This is a genomic window from Streptomyces sp. NPDC057002, from assembly GCF_042673825.1.
Classification (GTDB): Bacteria; Actinomycetota; Actinomycetes; order Streptomycetales; family Streptomycetaceae; genus Streptomyces.
This window is the reverse complement of the sequence record NZ_JBHURZ010000003.1, coordinates 315742-342266: the sequence shown is the minus strand read 5'-3', so window position 1 is coordinate 342266 and position 26525 is coordinate 315742. Positions and strand designations below refer to the sequence as shown.

Genomic DNA, 26525 nt, shown 5'->3' with positions numbered 1-26525 from the left:
AAACGATCACGACAGCCTTGACCGCACTGCGGTGACGCAAACCGCGTGCTGGTCGCTGGTCATCGGCCCGGCGGACCGGTGTAAGGGCCCGTCCCGTGAGAATGAGCAAGCCAATACACAACGAACAAGCAGAATACCGGGGCTCACGACAAGGGTCAAAACGCGGGATCACCGTCGACGATCGAACACGCAGACGCACAGGCCCGCACAGAGCGTGACAGCCCTCCGCAGGGTCCGGCGCCGAACCGGCCGCACCAACGGAAACACCGACGACAGCAGCACATCGACGACCACCGCGAACCCCCACCGCAGCACGGATCCGCCACCGCGCGGACGACGGTACGCCCGCAGCGCCGCGAGCCCGGCCGGCAGCCCGACCGACGGCCACGACAGCAGGCACACCAGCAGCGCGACGGCCACCAGCACCCGCACGGACCCCACCCACAGACTCCGGCTCACGAGTCGCCCCAACCACCCGGAGATGTCGCCTTTGCCCGTCCGCATGGGAGGAACGCTAAGCGCTACGAGGCCGATCCAGACGGACCAGCACACCCCATGTCCCGTCTAAGATGCGCCACATGAGCTATGGGCAGGGGGGACCCCAGTCCCAGTGGGATCCCTGGAAACCGCAGTCGCAGCAGCCCTGGAACAGCGGGGGCGGAGGCCAGTCTCCGGACTGGGCCGCGCTCGCCGAGGCGTCCGAGTCGCGTAACAAACGACGGCGGCTGCTGCTGGTCGGCGGCGGCGCGGTCGCCACCGTCGCGATCGGTGCTGCCGTCGCCGTGGCCGTGGTCTCGGCCAATGGCGACAACCAGGCGAACAACCCGGCCGCTCTGCCCTCGGCGGACATCCCGAGCGGGTCGCCCTCCGGCCCGTCGTTCGCCCCGACCAGCGCCCCGCCCCCACTGGACCCGAAGGACTTCGTCGCCAGCGCGAAGAAGGACAAGGCGCCGCTCGGCCCGGACACCCTCTTCCCCGGCACCCAGCTGACCATGGGCGAGACGGTCTACAAGAAGGGCCCGACGGCCGACACCAGGAGCTGCGGCACGGCGGCGGGCGGCTCGCTGCCCAAGGTCCTCAAGACGAACGACTGCACCCGCCTGATACGAGTCACCTACACCAAGGACGGTATCGCGGTGACGGTCGGCGTGGCGGTCTTCGACACCGAGGCGCAGGCCGTCAAGGCCAAGGCCCAGACCAACAAGAAGAGCTTCGTGAAGTCGCTCTCCGGCGGCGGCGTGAAGCCCTTCTGCGAGGCCGGGTTCTGCCGCACGACCAGCAACTCCTACGGCCGCTACGCCTACTTCACCAACGCCGGCTTCACCAACGGCAAGGACGTGACGGAGAAGGACACCGAGGTGTTCGCCACGGGCGACAACCTCCAGCAGTTCACGTTCAACCAGATCCGCCGCCGCGGCGAGGCCCAGGCATCGGCCGCGGCCAACGAATAGCCGTCAGCAGCACCCGGCCGGCGGCAGCGACCGCTTGTTCCGCGCCTCCTTGTTGCGCGCGGCCAGCAGTTCGTCGGCCGGGTAGCCGACCTCCTCCAGCGTCAGCCCGTGCGGCCGTACGACGTGCACGGCCGAGTCCCGGACACCGGCCGCCAGCACCTTCCCCGGCCAGTCCGGCGGCCGGTGCCCGTCGCCCACGAACAGCAGCGCCCCGATGAGCGAGCGCACCATGTTGTGGCAGAAGGCGTCGGCCCGCACGGTCGCCGTGATGATCCCGTCGTCGCCCTTCGCGAGACTCAGCTCCTGGAGCGTGCGGATCGTCGTCGCGCCCTCCCGCTTCTTGCAGTAGGCGGCGAAGTCGTGCTCCCCGAGCAGCCGGCGCGCGGCCTCGTTCATGGCGTCGACGTCCAGGGGCCAGTCGTGCCACAGCACGTGGCTGCGCAGCAGCGGGTCGACGCCTCCGGGGTTGTCGGTGACCCGGTACGCGTACCGCCTCCAGACCGCCGAGAATCGCGCGTTGAAGCCACTGGGCGCCTCTCTGAGGGCCCAGACCCGCACGTCCCGGGGCAGCCGCCCGGCGAGCCGCTTCAGCAGCTTCTGGTGGTGCTCGGCCCAGACCTCACGCGGCAGATCGACATGCGCGACCTGCCCCCGGGCATGCACCCCGGCATCGGTACGCCCCGCCACGGTCAGCTCGTACGTCTCCCGCGACCGCGTCACGGTCCGCAGCGCGTCCTCGATCTCCCCCTGCACGGTCCGCCGCCCCCCGGCCTGCTTGGCCCACCCGGAGAACTCACTCCCGTCGTACGACAGATCAAGCCGGACACGAACAAACCCCGCAGCTGCTTCATCACTCACGCACAGATCCTCTCAGAGCACAAAAAAGCGGGCCCGCTCCTGTGAAGGAACGGGCCCGCGGCAGAACGCTTACGCGTCCTTCGACTCCTCGGCGGAAGCCTCGGCGGCCTCGTCGGACTTGGCCGGGGCGGCCTCGTCCTTCTTGAGGGCGTCTTCCTTGACCGCACGCTGCGTCGCGGCCTCGGCCTCGCCGGTCGCCTCCTGCGCCACCGTCAGCGCCTCGACCAGCTCGATGACAGCCATGGGCGCGTTGTCGCCACGGCGGTTACCGATCTTGGTGATACGGGTGTAGCCACCCGGACGGTTCTCGTAGCGCGGGCCGATCTCGGTGAAGAGCGTGTGGACGATGCTCTTGTCCGTGATCACCTGGAGCACCTGACGGCGGTTGTGAAGGTCGCCCTTCTTCGCCTTGGTGACCAGACGCTCGGCGTACGGCCGCAGCTTTCGGGCCTTCGCCTCGGTGGTGGTGATGCGACCGTGCTCGAACAGCGCCTTCGCGAGGTTCGCGAGGAGCAGCTTCTCGTGCGCGGCGCTGCCGCCCATACGGGCACCCTTGGTGGGCTTCGGCATGGTGTTTCTCCTAGGTGTCTGCCCCGGCCGTATCAGGTACCGGGGTCAGTATCCGAGCGAGCGGGTTTGCTCGTCGGAGACCCCGCGCCCCAAGGGGCGCGGGGAACTGCGCGACCAGCCACAGCGGGCCCGCAGCCAAGAACCGATCAGTACTGCTCGGTCTCCACGAAACCGGCGTCCGCGTCGTCGTCGGCACCGAACGCGTCCGCGGCGGCGGTCGGGTCGAATCCGGGCGGGCTGTCCTTGAGGGCCAGGCCCATGCCGGCCAGCTTCGCCTTGACCTCGTCGATCGACTTCGCACCGAAGTTGCGAATGTCGAGCAGGTCCGCCTCGGACCGCGCGACGAGCTCACCCACGGAGTGGATGCCCTCACGCTTGAGGCAGTTGTACGACCGAACGGTGAGCTCGAGCTCCTCGATCGGCAGCGCCAGATCGGCGGCGAGGGCGGCGTCCGTCGGGGACGGACCCATGTCGATGCCCTCGGCGTCGATGTTCAGCTCGCGGGCGAGACCGAACAGCTCGACCAGGGTCTTACCGGCGGAGGCCATGGCGTCACGCGGACGCATCGCCTGCTTGGTCTCGACGTCGACGATCAGCTTGTCGAAGTCGGTCCGCTGCTCGACACGCGTGGCCTCGACCTTGTACGTGACCTTGAGCACCGGCGAGTAGATCGAGTCGACCGGGATCCGGCCGATCTCCTGGCCGACCTGCTTGTTCTGCACGGCGGAGACGTAACCGCGGCCGCGCTCGACCGTCAGCTCCATCTCCAGCTTGCCCTTGCCGTTGAGCGTGGCGAGGACGAGGTCGGGGTTGTGCACCTCGACACCGGCCGGGGGCGCGATGTCGGCGGCGGTGACCAGACCCGGGCCCTGCTTGCGCAGGTACATCACGACCGGCTCGTCGTGCTCCGAGGAGACGACCAGCTGCTTGATGTTGAGGATCAGGTCGGTGACGTCCTCCTTGACGCCCGGCACGGTGGTGAACTCGTGCAGGACACCGTCGATGCGGATGGACGTGACCGCCGCACCCGGGATCGAGGACAGGAGGGTCCGGCGGAGGGAGTTGCCGAGGGTGTAGCCGAAGCCCGGCTCCAGCGGCTCGATCACGAACCGGGAGCGGAATTCGTCGACGACCTCTTCGGTCAACGAGGGACGCTGAGCGATCAGCATATTGCGATCCTTCTGTCAGGGGCGCCCGCTATTTGACGCCCTGATTCACCAGGCGAAGCCTGATGGTGTTACGTGCAAGGGTACGGGCGATACGACCCGAAGGAGTCGTACCGCCCGAAAACCTCAGACCAAGCGGCCTGCGTCCAAGATCAGACGCGACGGCGCTTGGGCGGACGGCAGCCGTTGTGCGGGGTCGGCGTGACGTCCTGGATGGAGCCGACCTCGAGGCCGGTCGCCTGCAGGGAGCGGATCGCGGTCTCACGACCGGAGCCCGGGCCCTTGACGAAGACGTCGACCTTGCGCATGCCGTGCTCCTGAGCGCGGCGGGCAGCCGACTCGGCGGCCATCTGCGCGGCGAACGGCGTGGACTTGCGCGAGCCCTTGAAGCCGACGTGGCCGGCGGAGGCCCAGGAGATCACGTTGCCCGACGGGTCCGTGATCGAGACGATCGTGTTGTTGAACGTGCTCTTGATGTGCGCGTGGCCGTGAGCGACGTTCTTCTTTTCCTTGCGGCGCACCTTCTTGGCAGCGCCCTGACGTCCCTTGGGGGGCATCTCTTAACTCCTACGGGAGGTGGTCGGTCCTACAGCGAAGACCGTGGACAGGCGTCCGCTGCGGACTACTTCTTGCCCGGCTTCTTCTTGCCGGCGATGGCGCGACGCGGCCCCTTGCGGGTGCGGGCGTTGGTGCTGGTGCGCTGACCGCGGACGGGCAGGCCGCGGCGGTGACGCAGACCCTGGTAGCAGCCGATCTCGACCTTGCGGCGGATGTCGGCCTGGATCTCACGACGGAGGTCACCCTCGGTCCTGATGTTGTTGTCCACGAACTCGCGGATCGCGACGAGCTGCTCCTCGGAGAGGTCGCGGACGCGGGTGTTCGGGTCGACGCCGGTGGCGGCCAGCGTCTGCTGCGCGAGGGTCCGGCCGATGCCGAACACGTAGGTGAGGGCGACCTCCACGCGCTTTTCGCGCGGGATGTCGACACCGGAAACGCGTGCCATTCAATGGCTCCAGTTACTTGTCGGAGGTCTTCCACAGAACCGACTCCCAGCCGCCGTATGAGGTACGAACTGGGTCCCCGGCCTCCGAACCAGGGGTGTCAGGCGAACATCGTCCGCCCGGGTCCTGCGTATGAACATATTCAGCTCGCGTCGCGCGAATCCCTGCGATGGATGCAGAGGGTGCGATCCGCTGTCGATCAGCCCTGGCGCTGCTTGTGGCGCGGGTTGTCGCAGATGATCATGACCCGGCCGTGACGGCGGATCACCCTGCACTTGTCGCAGATCTTCTTGACGCTCGGCTTGACCTTCATTAGGTGAGGTTCTCCGGGTCAGTGCCACCACCTCGCCGAGGCGAGATGCGGGGCAAGATCTACTTGTAGCGGTAGACGATCCGGCCACGCGTCAGGTCGTACGGAGACAGCTCCACCACGACCCGGTCGTCAGGGAGGATGCGGATGTAGTGCATGCGCATCTTGCCGCTGATGTGTGCCAGGACCTGGTGGCCGTTCTGGAGCTCGACCTTGAACATGGCGTTCGGAAGAGACTCGACGACAGTGCCCTCGATCTCGATGGCACCTTGCTTCTTGGCCACGCTTCGCCCTTCGAATCGACTACCTTGATCGACTCCGGGCGAGCGCATGCAGGCATGCGGGTGCACCAGAGCCGACGAGTCAGTCTACGTCAGGCCCCTCAGAAACACGAATCGAGAAAGTCTGCCCCAGCGGACAGATCTTTAAGCGCCCCTTCAGGGGCGCGGGGAACTGCGCGAGGAACCCCACCCTCGCGCAGCCGCCGACGATCCGGACCACCCACCCCGGAAGGCGCTCAGCCCAGCGGATCCGGAGCGGCGACAATGCCGAGCTCCGCCAGCTTCGCCTTCCCCGCGTCGGGAGACGTCAGCACCAGCGGACCCTCCTCGGTCAGCGCGACCGAGTGCTCCCAGTGCGAGGACCACGTGCCGTCGGTGGTGATGACCGTCCAGTCGTCCTGGAGGACCTCCGTCTTCGGGGTGCCCAGGGAGACCATCGGCTCGATGGCGAGGCAGAAGCCCGGCACCAGCTTCGGGCCCTTGCCGCGCCGCCGGTCGACGTAGTTCAGCAGGTGCGGGTCCATGTGCATCTCGGTGCCGATGCCGTGGCCGCCGTAGTCCTCGATGATCCCGTACTTGCCACCGCCGGGCTTGGGCTGGCGGCGGATGTACGTCTCGATGGCCCGGGAGACGTCGACCAGCCGGTTGCCCTGCTTCATGGCCGCGATGCCGGCCCACATCGACTCCTCGGTCACCCGGGAGAGCTCGACCAGCTCCGGGGCGTGGCCGGAGCCGACGAAGGCCGTGTAGGCGGCGTCGCCGTGCCAGCCGTCGATGATCGCGCCGCAGTCGATGGAGATGACGTCCCCGTCCTTGAGGACGACGTCGTCGGACGGGATGCCGTGGACGACGACCTCGTTCACGGACGTGCAGATCGTCGCCGGGAAGCCGCCGTAGCCGAGGAAGTTCGGCTTGGCGTTGTGCTCGGCGAGCACCTTGCGGGCGACCTGGTCCAGATCCTTGGTGGTGGCCCCCGGCACGGCTGCTTCACGGGTCGCCGCGTGGATGGCGGCGACGACCAGGCCCGCCTCACGCATCTTGGCGATCTGCTCGGAGGTCTTGATCTGCACCATGGGGGCTACGGCCTTTCTGGACCGGAGAGAAATGAACGCCTTCAACGATACGGGGACGCTCGAGCGACCCCGCCCCACGCAGCAGCCGCGGCTCCCCGAGGGGAACCGCGGCCTTGGCTGCGTACGAACGACTACTTGTCGTCCTCGCCACGCTTCAGCGCCTCCATGGCGCGCGTCGTGACGTCCTCCACCTTGCCGAGCGCGGAGATCGTGACCACCAGGCCCTGGGCCTTGTAGTAGTCGATGATCGGCTCGGTCTGCGTGTGGTAGACCTCCAGCCGCTTGCGGACGGTCTCCTCGGAGTCGTCGCCCCGCTGGTACAGCTCGCCGCCGCAGACGTCACAGACGCCCTCCTTGGCGGCCGGCTTGTACGTCACGTGGAAGACGTGCGCCGACTCGTTGCGGCAGACGCGGCGGCCGGCGATCCGCTTGACGACCTCGTCCTCGGGGACCTCAAGGTCCAGCACCGCGTCCAGCTGCATGGTCTCGGTCTCCAGCAGCTCGTCGAGCGCCTCGGCCTGCGAGACATTGCGCGGGAAGCCGTCCAGCAGGAAACCGTTCTCGGCGTCCGGCTGCTCCATGCGGTCCTTCGCCATGGCGATGGTGACCTCGTCGGGCACCAGGTTGCCCGCGTCGATGTAGGACTTCGCCAGTTTGCCGAGTTCCGTCTGCCTGCTGATGTTGGCCCGGAACAGGTCGCCCGTGGAGATGTGCGGGATCGACAGGTTTCTGGCCAGGAACGCGGCCTGCGTTCCCTTACCGGCGCCCGGCGGCCCGACGAGGACGATACGCATCAGCGGAGGAACCCTTCGTAATTGCGCTGCTGGAGCTGGCTCTCGATCTGCTTCACGGTCTCGAGGCCCACACCCACGATGATCAGGATGCTGGTCCCGCCGAACGGGAAGTTCTGGTTTGCCCCGAAACCAACCAACGCCATCGTCGGCACAAGAGCGATCAGACCCAGGTACAGCGAACCCGGCCAGGTGATCCGGTTGAGTACGTAGCTCAGGTACTCAGCGGTCGGTCGGCCAGCCCGGATGCCCGGGATGAAGCCACCATACTTCTTCATGTTGTCGGCGACTTCCTCGGGGTTGAAGGAGATCGCCACGTAGAAGAACGCGAAGAAAACGATCAGCAGGAAGTACGTAATGATGTAGTACGGGTGGTCGCCCTTGACGAAGTGTTGCTCGATCCAGGTCTTCCACTCCGACTTTCCACCGGCGAACTGGGCGATCAAGGCCGGGATGTAGAGCAGCGACGAGGCGAAGATGACGGGAATCACACCCGCCTGGTTCACCTTGAGCGGGATGTAGGTGGACGTACCGCCGTAGGAACGGCGGCCGATCATGCGCTTCGCGTACTGCACCGGGATGCGGCGCTGGGCCTGCTCGACGAAGACGACCAGGCCGACCATGACCAGGCCGACGAGGATGACGGTGCCGAACTCGATCCAGCCGCCGGCCAGGGAGCCCTGCTTCTTGATGGCCCACAGGGCGGACGGGAAGGTGGCGGCGATCGAGATGAACATCAGGATCGACATGCCGTTGCCGATACCGCGGTCGGTGATGAGCTCACCGAGCCACATCACGGCCGCCGTGCCGGCGGTCATCGTGATGACCATGGTGATGGTGACGAAGATCGACTGGTCCGGGACGATCTGGCTGGCCACCGGGCAGCCCTGGAACAGGGCGCCGCTGCGGGCGGTGGCGACGAGGCCGGTGCCCTGGAGGATGGCGAGGGCGATCGTCAGATAACGCGTGTACTGCGTGATCTTCGCCGTACCGGCCTGGCCCTCCTTCTTCAGGGCTTCCAGGCGGGGGATCACCACGGTCAGCAGCTGGAGGATGATGCTCGCCGTGATGTACGGCATGATGCCCAGCGCGAAGATGGTGATCTGCAGCAGCGCACCACCACTGAACATGTTGACCAGACCGAAGAGACCCTGGTTGGCCTGGGCGTTATCGATACACGTCTGGACGTTCCGGTAATCGACACCTGGGATCGGGATGTGTGTACCGACCCGGTAGACCACGATGATGGCGAGCGTGAAGAGCAGCTTCTTGCGCAGGTCGGGCGTCTTGAACGCCCGGGCGAACGCGGTGAGCACGGTGCCTCCTGCGACCCCCGCGCAACTGCGTCAAGGGTGACGGTCTTGAGAGTCCAATGGGAACAACGACATAGGTAACGACCAACTGCCGCTCAGAGTGCCCGAAGTGAAGCACCCTGTGAAAAGAGGGCAGTGCAGGCCACCTTACCGGCGTGACTGCCGCCCTAGGAACGACCAACCGGGGATACCCCATATGTGGGGTATCCCCGGTCGGGATCGCTCAGGTCATCAAGACGCCTGTGGTGTTCAGACGAGCTCGGTGACGGTACCGCCGGCGGCGGTGATCTTCTCCTTGGCGGAGCCGGAGACGGCGTCGACCGTCACCTGCAGCGCCACGGAGAGCTCGCCCTGGCCGAGGACCTTGACGAGGCTGTTCTTGCGGACGGCACCCTTGGCGACCAGGTCGGCAACGGTGACCTCCCCACCCTCGGGGTAGAGGGCGGCGAGCTTGTCCAGGTTCACGACCTGGAACTCCGTCTTGAAGGGGTTCTTGAAGCCCTTCAGCTTCGGGAGACGCATGTGGAGGGGCATCTGGCCACCCTCGAAGCGCTCCGGAACCTGGTAGCGGGCCTTCGTACCCTTGGTACCACGACCGGCCGTCTTACCCTTCGACGCCTCACCACGACCGACACGGGTCTTGGCGGTCTTGGCGCCCGGGGCGGGACGGAGGTTGTGGATCTTGAGCGGGTTGTTCTCCGCCATGATCAGTCGACCTCCTCGACCGTCACGAGGTGGCGGACGGTGTGCACCATGCCGCGGAACTCGGGGCGGTCCTCCTTGACGACCTGCGTGTTGATGCCCTTGAGACCAAGGGAACGCAGGGTGTCACGGTGGTTCTGCTTGCTGCCGATGTAGGACTTGACCTGCGTAATCTTGAGCTGCGCCATGATTACGCACCCGCCCCGGCACGCGCACGGAGAAGAGCCGCGGGGGCGACGTCCTCGAGGGGCAGACCACGGCGGGCCGCGATCTCCTCGGGACGCTGCAGACCCCGGAGGGCCTCCACGGTCGCGTGCACGATGTTGATCGCGTTGTCGGAGCCGAGCGACTTCGACAGCACGTCGTGGATACCGGCGCACTCGAGCACGGCGCGCACCGGACCACCGGCGATAACACCGGTACCGGGCGACGCGGGCTTGAGCAGCACGACGCCGGCAGCCTTCTCACCCTGGATGGGGTGCGGGATGGTGCCCTGGATACGGGGGACCTTGAAGAAGTGCTTCTTGGCCTCCTCAACGCCCTTGGCGATGGCGGCCGGCACCTCCTTGGCCTTGCCGTATCCGACACCCACGGTGCCGTCACCGTCGCCCACCACGACCAGCGCGGTGAAGCTGAAGCGACGACCACCCTTCACAACCTTGGCGACGCGGTTGATCGCGACAACGCGCTCAACGTACGCGGTCTTCTCGGCGGCAGCAGCGCCGCCGTCACGGCCCTTCCGGTCCCGCCGCTCGCCGCCACCGGCACCGCCACCGCGGCGCTGGGGTCCAGCCATTGGAATTACCTCTCTCTGTTTCCGCTAGCTACGGCAGGCTCAGAACTTGAGCCCGGCTTCGCGGGCGGCGTCCGCCAGGGCGGCGATGCGCCCCGCGTACTGGTTACCACCACGGTCGAACACGACGGCCTCGACACCGGCAGCCTTGGCGCGCTCGGCGACCAGGGCGCCGACCTGCTTGGCCTGCGCGGACTTGTCGCCCTCGCCACCGCGGATCGAAGTGTCCAGGGTGGACGCCGACGCCAGGGTGTGACCCTTGATGTCGTCGATCACCTGGGCCACGATGTGGCGGTTCGAGCGGGTAACGACCAGACGCGGACGCTCCGCCGTTCCGTTGATGTGCTTACGGATCCGGATGTGGCGGCGCTTGATCGCGGCGCGCTTGTAGGCGTCGCCCTTAAGGATCTTCTGTCCGTATGCCATGGCTTACTTACCCGCCTTTCCGACCTTGCGGCGGATGACTTCGCCCTCGTACTTGACGCCCTTGGCCTTGTACGGGTCGGGCCTGCGCAGCTTGCGGATGTTGGCCGCAACCTCGCCGACCTTCTGCTTGTCGATGCCCTCGACCGAGAAACGGGTCGGGGACTCCACCTTGAAGGTGATGCCCTCGGGGGCCTCGACCAGGATCGGGTGGCTGTAGCCCAGGGAGAACTCCAGGTTGGAGCCCTTGGCCTGGACGCGGTAACCGACACCGCTGATTTCGAGCTTCTTGACGTATCCCTGGGTCACACCGGTGATCATGTTCGCCACCAGCGTGCGGGACAGGCCGTGCAGGGCCTTGCTCTGCCGCTCGTCGTTGGGCCGGAGCACCTGAAGGGTGCCGTCCTCGGCCTTGGCGATGTCGATCGGCGCGATGACGGTGTGGGTCAGTTCGCCCTTGGGGCCCTTGACCGCGACCGTACGGCCGTCGATGGTGACGTCCACGCCGGCGGGAACCGGGATGGGGAGCTTGCCGATACGCGACATTGCTGTCTCTCCTCCGTTCCCGAACTACCAGACGTAGGCGAGGACTTCCCCACCCACGCCCTTCTTCTGCGCCTGCTTGTCGGTCAGGAGACCGTGGGACGTGGAGATGATGGCCACGCCCAGGCCGCCCAGAACCTTCGGCAGGTTGGTGGACTTCGCGTACACCCGGAGACCGGGCTTGGAGATCCGCTTGATGCCCGCGATGGAGCGCTCACGGTTGGGGCCGAACTTCAGCTCCAGGACGAGGTTCTTGCCGACCTCGGCGTCCTCGACCTTCCAGCCCGTGATGAAGCCCTCCTGCTGGAGGATCTCCGCGATGTGCGACTTGATCTTCGACGCCGGCATCGTCACGGAGTCGTGGTATGCCGAGTTCGCGTTCCGCAGACGCGTCAGCATGTCTGCGATCGGATCAGTCATGGTCATGAATTGGCCTTCGGCCTCTCTCGCCGGGGTTTCCTGGTGCGCCATCCCTCTCCCCGATCCGAGACGGGACGGGTGCGGCGCGGTGGACCTACGGCGTAGTAAGTCGTACGGGCGACCGTCAGGCGCCCAACCCTCCAAGCCTAAGCCATGAAGGGGCGGGCGCCTGACACGCCCATTGCTTACCGAGAGCCCTTGGAATCCCTAAAAGGGGGATTACCAGGAGCTCTTGGTCACGCCCGGCAGCTCGCCACGGTGAGCCATCTCACGAAGGCACACGCGGCACAGGCCGAACTTGCGGTACACGGAGTGCGGGCGGCCACAGCGCTGGCAGCGGGTGTAGCCACGCACACCGAACTTGGGCTTGCGAGCAGCCTTCGCGATCAGAGCCTTCTTCGCCATCTCGCTCACGCCTCCTTGAAGGGGAAGCCGAGGTGACGAAGGAGCGCGCGGCCCTCAGCGTCGTTGGTCGCCGTGGTCACCACGGTGATGTCCATACCCCGGGTGCGGTCGATCTTGTCCTGGTCGATCTCGTGGAACATGACCTGCTCCGTGAGACCGAAGGTGTAGTTGCCACGGCCGTCGAACTGCTTGGGGGACAGGCCGCGGAAGTCGCGGATGCGCGGCAGCGCGAGCGACAGGGTGCGGTCCAGGAACTCCCACATGCGGTCGCCACGGAGCGTGACGTGGGCACCGATCGGCTGGCCCTCACGCAGCTTGAACTGCGCGATGGACTTGCGGGCCTTGGTGACGGCCGGCTTCTGACCGGTGATCGTGGTGAGGTCCTTGATGGCACCCTCGATCAGCTTGGAGTCGCGGGCGGCGTCGCCCACACCCATGTTGACCACGATCTTGACGAGACCGGGGATCTGCATGACGTTCTCGTACTTGAACTCGTCACGCAGCTTGCCCGTGATCTCCTCACGGTACTTCTGCTTCAGACGCGGGCTGGTGGTGGTCGTCATCAGATGTCCTCACCCGTCCGCTTGGCAACGCGGATCTTGTTGCCTTCGTCGTCGAAGCGGTAACCGACGCGGGTCACGACCTTGTTGCCGTCCTTCTCCACGACCAGCTGGACGTTGGAGACGTGGATCGGCGCTTCGGTGGTGACGATGCCGCCGGCCTGCGAACCGCGAGCCGTCGGACCTGCCTTGGTGTGCTTCTTGACCCGGTTGACACCCTCGACCAGGACACGCTCGTCGCGCGGGAAAGCGGCAATGACCTTGCCCTGCTTGCCCTTGTCCTTACCGGTGATGACCTGGACCAGGTCGCCCTTCTTGATCTTCATGCTCACAGCACCTCCGGCGCGAGGGAGATGATCTTCATGAACTTCTTCTCGCGCAGCTCACGGCCGACCGGGCCGAAGATACGGGTGCCACGAGGGTCGCCGTCGTTCTTCAGAATGACAGCGGCGTTCTCGTCGAAGCGGATGTACGAGCCGTCCGGACGGCGGCGCTCCTTGACGGTGCGAACGATGACCGCCTTGATGACGTCACCCTTCTTCACGTTGCCGCCGGGGATCGCGTCCTTGACGGTGGCGACGATGACGTCACCGATACCCGCGTAGCGGCGACCGGAGCCACCGAGCACACGGATGCAGAGGATTTCCTTCGCACCCGTGTTGTCGGCGACACGCAGTCGCGACTCCTGCTGGATCACGTCTATCTCCTGGTTGTCTGCCGGTTCCCGGCAGGGGCTTCCCTCGTGCGAGGTCGGCCCCTGCCGAGCCTGGCGGAACGATGCCTAGGGGGTCCCCCTAGGCGGGATTACTTGGCCTTCTCGAGGATCTCGACGACGCGCCAGCGCTTCGTCGCGGACAGCGGCCGGGTCTCCATGAGGAGGACACGGTCGCCGACACCCGCGGCGTTCTGCTCGTCGTGCGCCTTGAGCTTGTTGGTACGGCGGATGACCTTGCCGTACAGCGCGTGCTTGACGCGGTCCTCGACGGCGACGACGACGGTCTTGTCCATCTTGTCGCTGACGACGAGACCCTCACGGGTCTTGCGGAAGCCGCGGGCCTCTGCAGTCTGCTCAGTCACGTTGCTCTCACTCATCAGGCGCTCTCCACCGTCTCGATGCCCAGCTCGCGCTCACGCATCAGGGTGTAGATCCGCGCGATGTCCTTACGGACGGCCTTCAGCCGGCCGTGGTTCTCGAGCTGGCCCGTCGCCGCCTGGAAGCGGAGGTTGAACAGCTCTTCCTTGGCCTCGCGGAGCTTGTTGAGCAGCTCCTCGTTGCCCAGCTCGCGCAGCTCGGACGCCTTGGTACCGGCCGACATCACGCTTCACCTGCCTCGCGCTTGACGATCTTGCACTTCATCGGCAGCTTGTGAGCCGCACGGGTCAGGGCCTCGCGCGCGATCTTCTCGTTGGGGTACGACAGCTCGAACATCACGCGTCCGGGCTTGACGTTGGCGATCCACCACTCGGGAGAACCCTTACCGGAACCCATGCGGGTCTCGGCGGGCTTCTTCGTGAGGGGGCGGTCCGGGTAGATGTTGATCCAGACCTTGCCGCCACGCTTGATGTGACGAGTCATGGCGATACGAGCTGCCTCGATCTGCCGGTTCGTCACGTACGCCGGGGTCAGGGCCTGAATGCCGTACTCGCCGAACGCAACCTGCGTGCCACCCTTGGACATGCCGTTGCGCTTGGGGTGGTGCTGCTTGCGGTGCTTGACCCTACGGGGGATCAGCATGTCGGTCAGGCCTCCGTTCCGGTGCTCTCAGCCGGAGCGGCGGACGCGGGAGCCTCGGCCTTGGGGGCCTCGGAACCAGCGGCCTGCTGCGGCTTGCGACCGCGCCGCTCGCCACCGCGGCCACCACGGGCCGGGCGGTCGGCACCGCCGCGGGCCGGGCGGTTACCCGCACGGGCAGCAGCGTTCTCGGCGCGGACCTCGGCGATGTTCTTGACGTCGCCCTTGTAGATCCAGACCTTCACACCGATGCGGCCGAAGGTCGTCTTGGCCTCGAAGAAGCCGTAGTCCACGTTCGCGCGGAGCGTGTGCAGGGGCACACGGCCCTCGCGGTAGAACTCCGAGCGGGACATCTCGGCGCCACCGAGGCGGCCACCGCACTGGATCTTGATGCCCTTGGCGCCGGCCTTCATCGTGCCCTGCATGCTCTTGCGCATGGCGCGACGGAAGGAGACGCGGGAGGAGAGCTGCTCGGCGACGGCCTGGGCAACCAGCTGAGCGTCGGTCTCGGGGCTCTTGACCTCGAGGATGTTCAGCTGGACCTGCTTGCCCGTGAGCTTCTCGAGGTCACCGCGGATGCGGTCGGCCTCGGCGCCACGGCGGCCGATGACGATGCCCGGACGCGCGGTGTGGATGTCCACACGCACACGGTCACGGGTGCGCTCGATCTCCACCTTCGAGATGCCGGCGCGCTCCATGCCGGACGTCATCATCCGACGGATGGCGACGTCTTCCTTGACGTAGTCCTTGTACAGCTTGTCGGCGTACCAACGCGACTTGAAGTCGGTCGTGACACCGAGCCGGAACCCGTGCGGGTTTACCTTCTGGCCCATTACCGGGTTCCTTCCTTGCTGCTGACGACCACGGTGATGTGGCTGGTCCGCTTGCGGATCCGGTAGGCACGGCCCTGGGCACGCGGACGGAACCGCTTCAGGGTCGGGCCTTCGTCGACGTAGGCCTCAGAAATGAAGAGGCTGTCGACATCGGTGTGGTCGTAGTTGTGCGCGGCGTTGGCAATGGCGCTGTCCAGCACCTTGCCGACCGGCACGCTCGCGGCCTGCGGGGCGAAACGCAGGACCGCCTGAGCCTCCGTGGCGTTAAGGCCACGGATGAGGTCCACCACTCGGCGGGCCTTCATGGGCGTGACGCGGATGTACCGCGCCTGGGCCCTGGCGTCCATGGTTGTCCTTCCAGTGTCTGTCATGGTCATTCCACCCCGCTGCTAGCGGCGCTTCGACTTCCGGTCGTCCTTGACGTGACCCCGGAAGGTGCGCGTCGGCGAGAACTCGCCGAGCTTGTGGCCGACCATCGACTCGGTGACAAACACCGGAATGTGGGTCTTGCCGTTGTGCACCGCGAGCGTGTGGCCGAGCATGGCCGGCACGATCATGGAGCGACGGGACCAGGTCTTGATGACGTTCTTGCTGCCGGCTTCGTTCTGAGCGTCCACCTTCTTGATCAGGTGGTCGTCGACGAAGGGCCCCTTCTTCAAGCTACGAGGCATCTCAACCCGTCCTTAGCGCTTCTTGTTCGTCTTGCGGCGGCGGACGATGTACTTGTTCGACGCCTTCTTGGGCGAACGAGTACGGCCTTCCTTCTTGCCCCAGGGGGACACCGGGTGACGACCACCCGAGGTACGGCCTTCGCCACCACCGTGCGGGTGGTCCACCGGGTTCATGACCACACCACGCACGGTCGGGCGAACGCCCAGCCAGCGCTTACGGCCCGCCTTACCCCAGTTGATGTTGCTCTGCTCGGCGTTGCCCACCTCGCCGACCGTGGCGCGGCAGCGCTGGTCGACCAGGCGGATCTCACCGGACGGCATGCGGAGGTGGGCCATCGAGCCCTCCTTCGCGAGCAGCTGCACCGAGGCGCCGGCGGAGCGGGCGAACTTCGCACCGCCGCCCGGACGCAGCTCGATGGCGTGCAGCGTGGTACCGACCGGGATGTTGCGCAGGGCAAGGTTGTTGCCCGGCTTGATGTCGGCCCCGGGGCCGTTCTCCACGCGGTCGCCCTGGCTCAGGCCACGCGGCGCGAGGATGTAGCGCTTCTCGCCGTCCGCGTAGTGCAGGAGCGCGATGCGCGCGGTGCGGTTGGGGTCGTACTCGATGTGCGCGACCTTCGCCGGCACGCCGTCCTTGTCGTGACGACGGAAGTCGATCACGCGGTAGGCGCGCTTGTGGCCACCGCCCTGGTGGCGGACGGTCACACGACCGGAGTTGTTACGGCCACCCTTGCTGTGCAGGGGGCGGACCAACGACTTCTCCGGCGTGGACCGCGTGACCTCGACGAAGTCGGCGACGCTGGAGCCGCGACGGCCCGGCGTAGTCGGCTTGTACTTGCGGATTCCCATTTCTCAGTCCTCGTCCGATATCGGACGATCCGGACCGCCCTTAGGCGGTCGGACCGCCGAAGATGTCGATACGGTCGCCCTCAGCGAGGGTCACGATCGCGCGCTTGGTGCCGGCACGCTGACCGAAACCGGTCTTGGTGCGCTTGCGCTTGCCCTGGCGGTTGATCGTGTTGACCCCGGTGACCTTGACCGAGAAGACCGCCTGGACGGCCTGCTTGATCTGGGTCTTGTTGGCGCTCGGGGCGACGACGAACGTGTACTTGCCCTCGTCGAGGAGCGCGTAGCTCTTCTCCGAGACAACCGGCTTGAGCAGCACGTCACGGGGGTCCGTGAAGGACTTGCTCAGCGGGGTCTCGACGGTGTTCTTGCCCTCGGCGGCGTGGCGGCGCGCCTTGGCGACGCGCGCGGCCTTGGCCTTCTTCGCCGCCTTGGAGGCAATGGCGGGGTGACGGATAGCCATCAGGCCTCGCTCCCTTCGGTGTCATTGGCCTTCGGGCCGGACACGAAGGACTCGAAGGCGGCCTGGGTGAAGACCACGTCGTCCGAGACGAGAACGTCGTACGTGTTCAGCTGGCCCGGCTCCAGGATGTGGACCTGGGGCAGGTTACGGGCGGACAGCCACGCGGCCTCATCGGCGCGGTCGACGACCAGGAGCAGGTTCTTGCGCTCCGAGATCTTGCCGAACAGCGACTTGGCGGCCTTCGTCGACGGGTTCTCACCCTCGATGACGCCGGAGACGACGTGGATGCGGTTGTGGCGGGCCCGGTCGGTGAGGGCGTGACGCAGAGCGGCAGCCTTCATCTTCTTCGGGGTCCGCTGCGAGTAGTCGCGCGGCACGGGACCGTGCACGACGCCACCACCGGCGAACTGCGGCGCGCGGGTCGAACCCTGACGGGCGCGACCGGTGCCCTTCTGGCGGTACGGCTTCTTGCCGCCACCACGGACTTCACCGCGACGCTTGGTCTTGTGCGTGCCCTGGCGGGCAGCGGCGTTCTGCGCGACGACGACCTGGTGGATCAGCGGGATGCTGATCTTCTCCACGCCGAAGATCTCCGCGGGGAGCTCGACGCTACCGGTCTTCTCGCCCGCAGGCGAAAGGATGTCAACAGTGCTCATCGGTACCTCAGGCCCCCTTGGCCGCAGTGCGGACCAGGACGAGGCCGCCGTTCGGACCGGGAACCGCGCCCTTGATGAGCAGCAGACCCTTCTCCGCGTCAACGGCGTGGACGGTCAGGTTCTGGGTGGTGACACGCTCGTTGCCCATGCGACCCGCCATGCGGAGGCCCTTGAACACGCGGCCCGGGGTGGCGCAGCCACCGATGGAACCGGGCGAGCGGTGCTTGCGCTGGGTGCCGTGTCCGGCGCCGAGGCCCTTGAAGTTGTGACGCTTCATGACACCGGCGAAGCCCTTGCCCTTGCTCTTGCCGGTCACGTCGACCTTGAGGCCGGCCTCGAACACCTCAGCGGTGATCTCCTGGCCGAGGGTGTACTCGCTGGCGTCAGCGGTACGGATCTCGACGAGGTGGCGGCGGGGAGTGACGTCGGCCTTGGCGAAGTGGCCCTTGAGGGGCTTGTTCACCTTGCGCGGGTCGATCTCGCCGAACGCGATCTGGACGGACTCGTAGCCGTCGACGTCGTTCGTGCGGACCTGGGTGACGACATTGGGGCCGGCCTTGACGACGGTGACCGGAACAACACGGTTGTTCGCGTCCCACACCTGCGTCATGCCGAGCTTCTCGCCCAGGATGCCCTTGATCTGCTTAGCCATTCTCAGATCACCAGCCCTCAGAGCTTGATCTCGATGTCGACACCGGCCGGGAGGTCGAGTCGCATCAGAGAGTCAACGGTCTTGGGGGTCGGGTCGAGAATGTCGATCAGGCGCTTGTGCGTGCGCATCTCGAAGTGCTCGCGCGAGTCCTTGTACTTGTGCGGCGACTTGATGACGCAGTACACGTTCTTCTCAGTGGGCAGCGGCACCGGGCCCGCGACCGACGCACCAGTGCGAGTCACCGTCTCGACGATCTTCTTCGCCGAGGAGTCGATGACCTCGTGGTCGTAGGCCTTGAGCCGGATGCGGATCTTCTGTCCCGCCATGGCTACTCAGTAGTCCTGTCTCTCGTAACGCTCTGGAACCCGGTGTTCCGTACTATCCGTTCTCCGACCCACGCGGTCGGGCGTGTCGCGCTCCCGCTGACAAGGATGTCCCTTGTCCGAACAACCTTCCGGGATTGCACACGGCCCTTCCGGAACCGCGAGCCGGGGGCGGAAAACCCACCGGGTGCCTGGCCGGTGCCGCACATACGCTTCCCGGAAGATTCCCGTACGTCCGCCTCAGCGCTGCCGTAAGGCAGTTGGGGCGACGAGTACTGTGGGACTCGCTTCCGGTCCCCCCGGCGGGAGGCGCGCAGCATCAACACTCGACCGAGCAACTCGGACAGTCTGCCATATGGGGCGGCGCCTACGCCAATCGAGCCGAGGAGAATACCCCGGGGGTGACGTGGGTCAAACCGGGGACGCGCTCCTACCGCCGATGATCAATTGGAAGCCATCGGCTGAACCCTGCCGGGTGAGCCTCCGCAACGCCTCGTCGTGTGTCGCGCATACCCATGGAGTACAGATCGACGCCCGCCTGCTCGGCGAGGTCGTCGATGATCTCCCCGTCCCGGATCGCCGGCAGCGGGTCCAGCGAGAACTGCGTCCACGGCATCGAGCCCCTGGGCTCCCGCCAGGGCACTCCGACGGCTCCGAACCCCGCGAGAAAGCGCCGCGCCGCGTCGTGGATCTCGGACTCGCCGGTCGGCAGGAGGATGCTCTCCCAGGTCTCCGTGGGAACCGCCCGGCATCCGTACCGGTCTCGACGGTGTCGAGCCGTATCCAGAAGGGGTGCCCGGCTGCCGGCGTACCAGGTGTCCAGAGGCCGGACCGTGCTGCCTGCGCCGCCACCAGGCGGTCCAGCGCCTGGTCGGTGGATGTGGCCAGCGGCTCCACGCGGTCCCTCACGAGATGGAGGGTCCCGTTCTCGGTGCTGCCCAGGAAGCCGGCGCCCTCGTCCGCCATGCCGATGGGATACAGGGACTCCCCCGCTTCCCGGCTCGCCCTCGCGAATCGCTCGCCCTGCCCATGGGCCCCGAGCGGGTCGAACCGGATGGCCGACGAGGTGGCGATCGAATCGGCGGGCCAGCCGTACGTCACGAGACCGCCGAATTCGGACAGAAACCGACGCGCGGCCTCATGGGCCACGAAGGATCCACGCTCGTGCAGGATCGACTCCCAGGTGTCCGTCGGCACGCAATTCACCGGGCAGTATCGCTACCGGTACCAGTCGTCGCCGTCACTCTCCAGCGCGCTGTGCACATAGCGCTCCAAGCTCGGCGACACGAGGTTTCTGCTATCCGTCTCGTGGTCCCAGACGAACACCTCGTTGCGCTCAGGTCGCCGAACGAAGGCAAATTGGTCTCCCCCGCCGTTGTCCCCGAAGAAGATGAGCGAGTCGAACGCCATGTACAGAGACTTGTACTGTTCGTCAGTTCGAAACGAGAGATTGTCGCTGAGGATTCGCTCGACCGTCCAGATGATGTCGGTGCCGTATTCATCGGCCAGTCCGTCGCTTTCCAAGAGAAAGGAGCGAAGATCACCTGGGAGCGGCTGGCCAAGAGCCGATTCGACGCGGTCGAGAGTGCCGGAATCTACGGGGTTACGGAGTTCCGCCGATGGAAACACTTCGACGATCTCACGCCACATAGCATGACCAATCTTTTCGTGAACATTAACGAATGCGCGGACTGAACCAGTTGCCGAGCATATCATCGACCCGCGTCACGTGATCGAGAACTTCCTGCCGCGTGGGGTTCGGGTTCGCATCGTAAAACCTGTTCCATTCCACGCGGATCTGACTCAGGTGAACCCTACTATTAATATCCCCCTTGGGTATTCCGCGCAGATTCTCCAAGGAGTGCATTTCGTCTGCCGAGAACAGGCCCGGATACCTCTTGAGCACTTGCTGCTCAATTGCATGATGCACGACGACCTTTCCCTTGAGCTCCGGATGCGCCTCGAAGAACGTCTTTTTATAGCTGTGACTCGTGGCACTCCCGACAGAGGCTTCCGAGCGAGTGGGGACGTTATTCCCCAGCACTGTCTCGTTTCGGGCAGCGGCCTGTTTGGCGGCGTCTTCACAAGGAGTGAGCCCCAGCGGGTCCGCCCACGTGAGGGGGTCATTCACATAGGAGAAGGGGTTTGGGCTCGCCGCAAGTCCCAGAGGATCGGGAGTGAGATAGCGGCCTGTTTCGGGATCGTAGTGCCGGAAGAGGTTGTAGTGCAGTCCGGTTTCCGGGTCGAAGTACTGACCGGGGAAGCGCAGTGGTGTGTAAGCACCTGCGGAGCGGTTCCACGTGGTGCAGCCCCACAGCGTCGCCTGCGCATACCAGGCAATCTCTCCTTCTTCGTCGACGAGCTCGGTCGGAGTCCCGACGAGGTCAGTGACAATGCCGAAGAAGCGTTGGTCGATCACTTCTTGCGAGGCATTGGCCTTGATGATGCGCTCGGTCTGCGTGAGTGGCTGGAGGCCCTGGTGGTCCCACGTCAGCGTTACAGAGTGCGGCTGTCCGACCGAAGCGGTCGTCTGTTCGCACAACACCGTGCCGTCCCAGATGAACTCGGTGCGCTCGACGACTGTGACACCGTCAGCAGCATGCCGTTGCTTGGCTATGCGTCGCCCGAGGGGGTCGTACAGGTACGTCCAGCGGGTTCCGTCCGGAGTCGTGACCGCGGTCAACCGATCTTCGGCATCCCATTCGTAGCGCCAGGTGTCCGGCTTGCGCGACAGGCGGGTCTTCTGCCGGAGCGTGATGCGTCCCTGTGCGTCGTGCTCGAAGCGCACCGACCCCGCACGCCGCAGACGCAGCCCTTGGTAGCCCCGTTCACCGGTCCCTTCCTGTCCGGGGAACACAGCCGGCCACGAGGCTTGCCTCTGGTTGCCATGGGGGTCGTAGGAATAGCTTTCCGTGCCCTGAGGTCCGTGCACCGCCGTGACGCGTCCCGTCGGATCCGACTCGTAGTGGCTCGGCGCTCCGGTCAGATCTTCGATTCCGCTGAGACGCCCGTCCGATCGGTAGCCGTAACGGCGCAGGAGCCGACTCTGCCCGTCATGAACGAGAGACTGGGAGAGTACGCGTCCGATCGGGTCGTGTGTCTGAGCCAGCACGGTATCTCCGCCGATACGGCGAGCAAGTTCTTGTCCCGCCGGATCGCGGTCGAATCGAACGGCATGTCCGCAGCTGACGAGTTCAGTGGCGCTTCCCGCCATGTCGTAGCTCCAGTTGCTCACCGCGCCACTGGGGGTCGTGCGGGTGCGACGACGCCCCGCGGGGTCGTACGTGTGTGAGACTCGTCGGCCGTCCGTCGTCTCGGTGAGGAGTCGCCCCACCTCGTCCCGGGTCATCGTGATCGTCGCGTCCGGACCGGTTGCCTCGATGAGTCGCCCGCACACGTCGTAACGGAAGTCCATTGCCTTCCCGTCCAGGCGCTTACGAACCATGCGGCCGAGGATGTCGTGGTCGCTGTGGACGCTCTGTCCCAGGGCATTGGTACGGACGATGAGCTGCCCGGCAAGGTCATAGGAGTACTGAGTGGTGAGACCATCGAAGTCCGTCTCTGACACCAAGCGCCCGGCGGCGTCGTAGGTGTACTGCCAGACATCGCTTGTAGGCGCGGTGACCTGCGTGACACGCAGATCGGCGTCGTAGGCATAGGTGTAGCGGGCCCCTGCAGGATCCGTCCTTGCCGCCAGCAGATCGAAGTGGGTGTACTCGTACGTTGTGACGTTGCCGGCGGTGTCTGCGTGGCGTAGGCAGTTCCCTTCGCCGTCGTACTCCCACGATTCAGTGCCGTCGGCGTCGGCTTGACGTGTGAGCCACCCTTCTACGGACCATTCGAGACGAGTGGTGTGCCCCAGCTGATCCGTCAGCAGAATCGTGCGGCCGAAGGCGTCCCGTTCATGTCGGAGGACTCCCCCCAGTGGATCCGTTATCTCGATCGGGAGCCCAGCCCGATCAGTGCGGATCGTGGTCGTGTATCCGAGTGGATCCGTAAGGCCGCACAGATGGCCCGCAGCTGTGTAGACATAGCGGAACGTGGCACCGTCGGCGTCCGTGATGGCCGTGCGATTTCCACTCTCGTCGTAGACGCTGCGGACAGTGCTGTGGTCCGGCAGGGTGACGACCAGCGGCAGACCGAGTTCGTTGTACGTGTACTCGGTGCGAGCACCGTCGGGCCGCACCATCACCACCGGCCGACCCTCATCGTCGTACTCCGTCAGCGTCGTCCGTCCCAAGGGGTCGGTGTATGAGCGGAGGTGGTGGTTGGTGTCGTATGACCTCTTGGTAAGGCCACCGAGCGGGTCGGTCTCCGCCACCACCTGCGAGTCGGCATTGATGACGTATCGGCTGACCACACCCGCGGCGCTGGTCGCCGTCGTGACTCGATGACCTGGCCAGTCACCCTCCGACCCGTCGTAGGCGAACGTGAATGCGACGTGCCCCGCTTCACCACCCTGGGCCGTGCAGCGGTCCTGTTCGTCATACGCGTAGTGGTAGGAGCTGCCGGTGCTGTCCGTCCACGCCGTGATGCGCAGTCTCTCGTCATAGGCGAGCCTCAATGACGCTCCGGACGATCCCACCACTCCAGTGAGGATGCCGTCCGTGTAAGTGAAGCGCTTGATGACGATGTCGGTTCCGTCTTCACCCGCCCCACTCAGGCTCAGTTCGCTGATTGTCCCTTCGGTCACCGCGAAGGTGATGTGGTATCCACCTGAGTGCCGCATGCCCAACGGCGTACCGTCCGGCTCGTGGTCGAACGTAATGGTGTTGCCGTTTCTGTCGGCGATGGACCGCGGGAGCGCCAGACCACCTGATGGTGGTGCGAACGTTCGTGTGTGCCCGGAATCGGGGTCATGCACCTGGTAGCCCCCACCGTCAAGCAGGGTGAGCGGCCAACGAGGCCCCTGTTCCGGCCAAGTTGAAGCTCCCGCCGCCAAGGGGTGCTGATAGGCAAGCAGCATGCCTTCTTCGGTGATGAAGACAACGCCGTCCTTGTCGACTTCGAGGCGCTGATCGATCGTGGAGGCCCAATTCGGACCGAACCACCAGCCGCAGCGGTGGTTCGAGGCGGCTCGGCGAGTGAACATGAGAGGCAGCACGCCAGGCAATTCCACGTCGACCTGCTGCAGGTACATCGCACCGGTGGCCACGTCGACGGGGTCGCCGCATCCGAAGATCTTGGTCTTGAGACGGTTGTAGGCACCCTTGGCTCCGTCCGCGACCATGCCCTTGGCGCTTCTCCCCAGACCCTTGGCCCCGAGCGCCATACCCTTGAGACCCACCTTGCCCAGCGCTTTCGCACCCGTGGCGAGCTTGCCGAGGGTGGTGAGCCCCTTCATGCCGGGTATGCAGTCCAGCGCGGCGAGTCCCACGTCCCATAGGGAGGCCTGGCCTTTGGAGTATTTGTAGAGCGTGTCGGCGAGGACGACAGCGGCGGCGATCAGCACGATCGCGCCCAGGATCGGCCCGCCAATGATCATCGCCACGATCCCGACGACCGCGACAACGACCTTGCACACCGCGACGATGGTGTCCCAGTTGTCGACGAACCAGTCCCCGACCTCCTCCCACCACGACCGGTTCTGAATACCCGCATCCGAGGCCTCGTCGATCTTCGACTTCGCCTCACGAGCGGCCTCATCACGCATCGTGCGCGCGTCCGCGGCCATCTTCTTCGCCGCCGCGAGCGCGTCCTGGGCGTCGGAGACGTCCGACTGGGCCTTGGACTGGGCGGACTTGGCGTGCTGGACATCGCGGGTGGCGGCGCGGACCTTGGCCTCGTCCGGCTTGTCCGCATCCGACTTGCTGCCGGTGGGGTCGTCCTTGTACTTGTCCGCTTCCTTGCCGGCCCGCGTCACCCACGAGTCCGCCGAGGTCAGCTTCGACTGGGCCGAGGAGAGGTTGTCGCGGGCCTCGCGGCCCTTGATGAGGGCCTTGTCGGCCAGGGACTGGGCCCGCTCCAGCTTCGGCCAGAAGTCGGAGAGCGCGTCACCGCACATCTCATACGACTTCTTCAGCTTCTTGAGGTTCTTCGGGACATCCGCGAAGTCCTCCTTGAAGACATCCGCGGACTTGCCCGCCCACTCCAGAAGCGTGCCCTCCCCCGCCATGCCCTTGACCAGACGCAACGCGTCGGAGACATCGTCGGCGAAGTCGTGCAACTGCTTCGCAAGCGTGCGCACCCGCTGCGGATCACCCGGGGTCGGGTCCTTGTCCAGATCGAGGACGTGCCAGTCCGCCGGCCTGTGCCCCGCCATACCGCAACCCCCGTCACGCGCACATCAACGTCAACAACCGTATGCACACGTGAACTTACAAGGCACAACCGTTCGACGGAAAGCTGGGCTCCCACATCACGGACGGCGTCCGCGCACCGCCCGCCAGGCATCCCCGACTGCGTCCATGGACTGCAGCCACCAGCTCTCCAGCTTGTCCCGCACAGTCGCATACACCCAGCGCCTCTTGAGCCACGGCGGCAGCTGCCGGAACGGCACGTAGTCGAAGGTGTCGTCGATGGCGTTCACGGCGATGCTCTTGCGGCCGGGGCGTTCCGCCCGCAGCGCGGCGTACAGCTCTGGCGTCAACTCGCCGTTGAGACGGGCCGCGTGTCCCGCAGCCGTAAAGGCGAAGCCCCGCTGACCGGTGTCCGGCAACCGCATCGCCTTGACGATCCGAGGCGACACCTCCGCCAGCGAACAGTGGAACGTCAGCCCGATCACCGCCGTACCGAGATGTTCCTCGCCCCGCTCGAACGCGGCGTCCCACTCCTCGGGGTCGTCGAGCCCGAGCAGGCCCTCACCGCTCCCCCAGTCCCATCCACGGGACATCAGTCCGTGAAACGGAACGTCGACGTGATCGCGTCGAAGATGTCGAAGAACGAATCCGCGAGGTCGAGGACCTGGCTACTGCCCGCGACCAGGGCCACCTTGCCCTCCTGGCCCGGCACGGGGATGTACGTCTGCATCAGCACAGCGCGGATCGTGCGGTTGAGGGCGTCGCCGGGTACGGGGATGTCCTCGATGCCGTGTGTGCGAGCAACGGGACCGACTCCTGGGATGTCGACCGTCGTCACCTTGCGCCAGGAGTCGCCCTCCCGCCTGGCCTCCTTCACCGCGAGCTGGCTCGCGATGACAGACGGGTCGTTCGACAGCGGCTCGCCCCGCTCGTTGCGGCCGCCGACCAGTGAGACGGTCACCGAGCCGGTTATCGGCGTATCGCCGCCGAAGTTCTCCGCCATGCAGCCGCAGTACAGCGCGCCCGACTTCCAGGCATCGGCGGCGGCCTTCTGGAGGAAGTCGACGTAGGTGCCGCGGTACTGCTCCAACTCCGGGCGCTGCTGCACCCGTTCGCTCACCATCCGGCGGATCGAGTCGTCCCGCGACTCCGGCCGTACGTCGAACTCCCACCACGTCTCCGGCACCTTGATCCGGAAACCGCCCCGCTCGACGGTCAGTGTCTCCATGTAGCGGGCCATGACGCCGGCCTCCCCGTTCACACGATCACTCGGTCATTCGTTCCCGTGCGCACATCGTGCCACTACTCCTCCAGCGACGCGGGATCCGTGGTCGCGGCCGCGCACAGTGCCTCGATCGCGTCCAGGTCGAGGTGGTCATCGCGAGACGCCGGTTCTGAAGTCATGCTCCAGTGTCACGGCATGGCAGCAGCCAATCGGCGGAAGAGGGGG

Annotated in this window: 38 protein-coding genes; 1 reads left to right on the top strand and 37 read right to left on the bottom strand. The window is 66.0% G+C overall.

The genetic code is table 11. The annotated features are described in order from the left end of the window. Positions 1–168: 168 nt before the first annotated feature. Positions 169–504, bottom strand: a complete 336-nt coding sequence (locus ACFT32_RS16050) for a hypothetical protein (RefSeq protein ID WP_382489380.1) — start codon at positions 502–504, stop codon at positions 169–171. A 74-nt stretch (positions 505–578) separates the two neighbouring features. Here ACFT32_RS16050 and ACFT32_RS16045 point away from each other — a divergent pair, with 74 nt between their 5' ends. Further along, positions 579–1451, top strand: coding sequence for a hypothetical protein (locus ACFT32_RS16045; protein WP_382489378.1), 873 nt, complete (start codon positions 579–581; stop codon positions 1449–1451). Positions 1452–1454: 3 nt separating this feature from the next. Here the strand turns inward: ACFT32_RS16045 and truA are convergent, their stop codons facing one another. From truA to ACFT32_RS15865, 36 genes are all read right to left on the bottom strand, one after another. Continuing rightward, positions 1455–2309 carry a tRNA pseudouridine(38-40) synthase TruA gene (gene truA / locus ACFT32_RS16040; protein ID WP_382489377.1) on the bottom strand — a complete coding sequence of 285 codons (855 nt, stop codon included), beginning with the start codon at positions 2307–2309 and terminating at the stop codon, positions 1455–1457. Between the two features lie 69 nt (positions 2310–2378). Next, the gene (gene rplQ, locus ACFT32_RS16035) at positions 2379–2879 is read right to left on the bottom strand and encodes a 50S ribosomal protein L17 (protein WP_382489375.1); all 501 of its coding nucleotides are present in this window, start codon (positions 2877–2879) and stop codon (positions 2379–2381) included. 146 nt (positions 2880–3025) lie between these two features. Next, positions 3026–4048, bottom strand: coding sequence for a DNA-directed RNA polymerase subunit alpha (locus ACFT32_RS16030; protein WP_003966937.1), 1023 nt, complete (start codon positions 4046–4048; stop codon positions 3026–3028). A 149-nt stretch (positions 4049–4197) separates the two neighbouring features. Further along, on the bottom strand, positions 4198–4602 hold the full coding sequence (rpsK, locus tag ACFT32_RS16025) for a 30S ribosomal protein S11 (RefSeq protein ID WP_003956432.1): 405 nt from the start codon (positions 4600–4602) through the stop codon (positions 4198–4200). A 65-nt stretch (positions 4603–4667) separates the two neighbouring features. Beyond that, positions 4668–5048 (bottom strand): 30S ribosomal protein S13, encoded by a 381-nt coding sequence (gene rpsM, locus ACFT32_RS16020; protein ID WP_189728755.1) that lies wholly within the window; start codon positions 5046–5048, stop codon positions 4668–4670. 197 nt (positions 5049–5245) lie between these two features. Continuing rightward, positions 5246–5359 carry a 50S ribosomal protein L36 gene (gene rpmJ / locus ACFT32_RS16015; protein ID WP_003948619.1) on the bottom strand — a complete coding sequence of 38 codons (114 nt, stop codon included), beginning with the start codon at positions 5357–5359 and terminating at the stop codon, positions 5246–5248. A 59-nt stretch (positions 5360–5418) separates the two neighbouring features. Next, positions 5419–5640 (bottom strand): translation initiation factor IF-1, encoded by a 222-nt coding sequence (gene infA, locus ACFT32_RS16010; protein WP_003948620.1) that lies wholly within the window; start codon positions 5638–5640, stop codon positions 5419–5421. 233 nt (positions 5641–5873) lie between these two features. Further along, the gene (gene map, locus ACFT32_RS16005; protein WP_328411539.1) at positions 5874–6710 is read right to left on the bottom strand and encodes a type I methionyl aminopeptidase; all 837 of its coding nucleotides are present in this window, start codon (positions 6708–6710) and stop codon (positions 5874–5876) included. 131 nt (positions 6711–6841) lie between these two features. Continuing rightward, positions 6842–7504, bottom strand: a complete 663-nt coding sequence (locus ACFT32_RS16000) for an adenylate kinase (RefSeq protein ID WP_382489371.1) — start codon at positions 7502–7504, stop codon at positions 6842–6844. Next, on the bottom strand, positions 7504–8817 hold the full coding sequence (gene secY, locus ACFT32_RS15995; protein ID WP_382489369.1) for a preprotein translocase subunit SecY: 1314 nt from the start codon (positions 8815–8817) through the stop codon (positions 7504–7506). The genes ACFT32_RS16000 and secY overlap by 1 nt, the downstream gene beginning before the upstream one ends. Positions 8818–9063: 246 nt before the next feature. Continuing rightward, positions 9064–9519, bottom strand: a complete 456-nt coding sequence (rplO, locus tag ACFT32_RS15990) for a 50S ribosomal protein L15 (protein ID WP_193482350.1) — start codon at positions 9517–9519, stop codon at positions 9064–9066. 2 nt (positions 9520–9521) lie between these two features. Continuing rightward, positions 9522–9704: a 50S ribosomal protein L30 gene (rpmD, locus tag ACFT32_RS15985; RefSeq protein WP_003974250.1), complete on the bottom strand. Its 183-nt coding sequence runs from the start codon at positions 9702–9704 to the stop codon at positions 9522–9524. 2 nt (positions 9705–9706) lie between these two features. After that, positions 9707–10312 (bottom strand): 30S ribosomal protein S5, encoded by a 606-nt coding sequence (rpsE, locus tag ACFT32_RS15980; RefSeq protein ID WP_164332815.1) that lies wholly within the window; start codon positions 10310–10312, stop codon positions 9707–9709. Positions 10313–10351: 39 nt separating this feature from the next. Continuing rightward, positions 10352–10735 carry a 50S ribosomal protein L18 gene (gene rplR, locus ACFT32_RS15975; protein ID WP_007494754.1) on the bottom strand — a complete coding sequence of 128 codons (384 nt, stop codon included), beginning with the start codon at positions 10733–10735 and terminating at the stop codon, positions 10352–10354. Between the two features lie 3 nt (positions 10736–10738). Continuing rightward, positions 10739–11278, bottom strand: a complete 540-nt coding sequence (gene rplF / locus ACFT32_RS15970) for a 50S ribosomal protein L6 (RefSeq protein ID WP_059424839.1) — start codon at positions 11276–11278, stop codon at positions 10739–10741. A 24-nt stretch (positions 11279–11302) separates the two neighbouring features. Beyond that, positions 11303–11701, bottom strand: a complete 399-nt coding sequence (rpsH, locus tag ACFT32_RS15965) for a 30S ribosomal protein S8 (protein ID WP_030839654.1) — start codon at positions 11699–11701, stop codon at positions 11303–11305. Positions 11702–11914: 213 nt separating this feature from the next. After that, on the bottom strand, positions 11915–12100 hold the full coding sequence (locus tag ACFT32_RS15960; RefSeq protein WP_003948630.1) for a type Z 30S ribosomal protein S14: 186 nt from the start codon (positions 12098–12100) through the stop codon (positions 11915–11917). 5 nt (positions 12101–12105) lie between these two features. Next, positions 12106–12663 (bottom strand): 50S ribosomal protein L5, encoded by a 558-nt coding sequence (gene rplE / locus ACFT32_RS15955; protein WP_003992366.1) that lies wholly within the window; start codon positions 12661–12663, stop codon positions 12106–12108. Then, positions 12663–12986, bottom strand: a complete 324-nt coding sequence (gene rplX, locus ACFT32_RS15950; RefSeq protein WP_376641110.1) for a 50S ribosomal protein L24 — start codon at positions 12984–12986, stop codon at positions 12663–12665. The genes rplE and rplX overlap by 1 nt, the downstream gene beginning before the upstream one ends. A 2-nt stretch (positions 12987–12988) precedes the next feature. Further along, positions 12989–13357, bottom strand: a complete 369-nt coding sequence (rplN, locus tag ACFT32_RS15945; protein ID WP_003992364.1) for a 50S ribosomal protein L14 — start codon at positions 13355–13357, stop codon at positions 12989–12991. Positions 13358–13464: 107 nt separating this feature from the next. Further along, positions 13465–13752, bottom strand: a complete 288-nt coding sequence (rpsQ, locus tag ACFT32_RS15940; RefSeq protein ID WP_003992363.1) for a 30S ribosomal protein S17 — start codon at positions 13750–13752, stop codon at positions 13465–13467. Beyond that, positions 13752–13976, bottom strand: coding sequence for a 50S ribosomal protein L29 (gene rpmC / locus ACFT32_RS15935; RefSeq protein WP_010036720.1), 225 nt, complete (start codon positions 13974–13976; stop codon positions 13752–13754). Before rpmC ends, rpsQ begins: the two co-directional genes overlap by 1 nt. Further along, the gene (gene rplP / locus ACFT32_RS15930; protein WP_003992362.1) at positions 13976–14395 is read right to left on the bottom strand and encodes a 50S ribosomal protein L16; all 420 of its coding nucleotides are present in this window, start codon (positions 14393–14395) and stop codon (positions 13976–13978) included. The genes rpmC and rplP overlap by 1 nt, the downstream gene beginning before the upstream one ends. A 5-nt stretch (positions 14396–14400) precedes the next feature. Continuing rightward, a complete protein-coding gene (rpsC, locus tag ACFT32_RS15925) occupies positions 14401–15225 on the bottom strand; it encodes a 30S ribosomal protein S3 (RefSeq protein ID WP_003992361.1) in 825 nt (274 codons plus the stop codon). Then, positions 15225–15572, bottom strand: coding sequence for a 50S ribosomal protein L22 (gene rplV / locus ACFT32_RS15920; RefSeq protein ID WP_184591450.1), 348 nt, complete (start codon positions 15570–15572; stop codon positions 15225–15227). The genes rpsC and rplV overlap by 1 nt, the downstream gene beginning before the upstream one ends. 42 nt (positions 15573–15614) lie before the next feature. Then, positions 15615–15896, bottom strand: coding sequence for a 30S ribosomal protein S19 (rpsS, locus tag ACFT32_RS15915; protein ID WP_057607913.1), 282 nt, complete (start codon positions 15894–15896; stop codon positions 15615–15617). Between the two features lie 12 nt (positions 15897–15908). Further along, positions 15909–16745, bottom strand: a complete 837-nt coding sequence (gene rplB, locus ACFT32_RS15910; protein WP_031141294.1) for a 50S ribosomal protein L2 — start codon at positions 16743–16745, stop codon at positions 15909–15911. A gap of 40 nt (positions 16746–16785) precedes the next feature. Beyond that, complete coding sequence (gene rplW / locus ACFT32_RS15905; RefSeq protein WP_382489362.1) at positions 16786–17205, bottom strand: 50S ribosomal protein L23; 420 nt, start codon at positions 17203–17205, stop codon at positions 16786–16788. After that, positions 17205–17861, bottom strand: a complete 657-nt coding sequence (gene rplD, locus ACFT32_RS15900; protein WP_189728748.1) for a 50S ribosomal protein L4 — start codon at positions 17859–17861, stop codon at positions 17205–17207. The genes rplW and rplD overlap by 1 nt, the downstream gene beginning before the upstream one ends. A 7-nt stretch (positions 17862–17868) precedes the next feature. Beyond that, positions 17869–18513, bottom strand: a complete 645-nt coding sequence (gene rplC, locus ACFT32_RS15895) for a 50S ribosomal protein L3 (RefSeq protein ID WP_030839681.1) — start codon at positions 18511–18513, stop codon at positions 17869–17871. Between the two features lie 17 nt (positions 18514–18530). Continuing rightward, positions 18531–18839 carry a 30S ribosomal protein S10 gene (gene rpsJ / locus ACFT32_RS15890; protein WP_003948644.1) on the bottom strand — a complete coding sequence of 103 codons (309 nt, stop codon included), beginning with the start codon at positions 18837–18839 and terminating at the stop codon, positions 18531–18533. Positions 18840–19247: 408 nt separating this feature from the next. Continuing rightward, positions 19248–19937, bottom strand: a complete 690-nt coding sequence (locus tag ACFT32_RS15885) for a hypothetical protein (protein WP_382490699.1) — start codon at positions 19935–19937, stop codon at positions 19248–19250. Between the two features lie 117 nt (positions 19938–20054). Continuing rightward, positions 20055–20486: an SMI1/KNR4 family protein gene (locus ACFT32_RS15880; RefSeq protein WP_382489359.1), complete on the bottom strand. Its 432-nt coding sequence runs from the start codon at positions 20484–20486 to the stop codon at positions 20055–20057. A gap of 25 nt (positions 20487–20511) precedes the next feature. Beyond that, the gene (locus ACFT32_RS15875; RefSeq protein WP_382489357.1) at positions 20512–25098 is read right to left on the bottom strand and encodes an RHS repeat-associated core domain-containing protein; all 4587 of its coding nucleotides are present in this window, start codon (positions 25096–25098) and stop codon (positions 20512–20514) included. A 96-nt stretch (positions 25099–25194) separates the two neighbouring features. Further along, on the bottom strand, positions 25195–25668 hold the full coding sequence (locus ACFT32_RS15870; RefSeq protein ID WP_382489355.1) for a hypothetical protein: 474 nt from the start codon (positions 25666–25668) through the stop codon (positions 25195–25197). Then, positions 25668–26315 carry a hypothetical protein gene (locus tag ACFT32_RS15865; RefSeq protein ID WP_382489353.1) on the bottom strand — a complete coding sequence of 216 codons (648 nt, stop codon included), beginning with the start codon at positions 26313–26315 and terminating at the stop codon, positions 25668–25670. The genes ACFT32_RS15870 and ACFT32_RS15865 overlap by 1 nt, the downstream gene beginning before the upstream one ends. Positions 26316–26525: the final 210 nt, after the last annotated feature.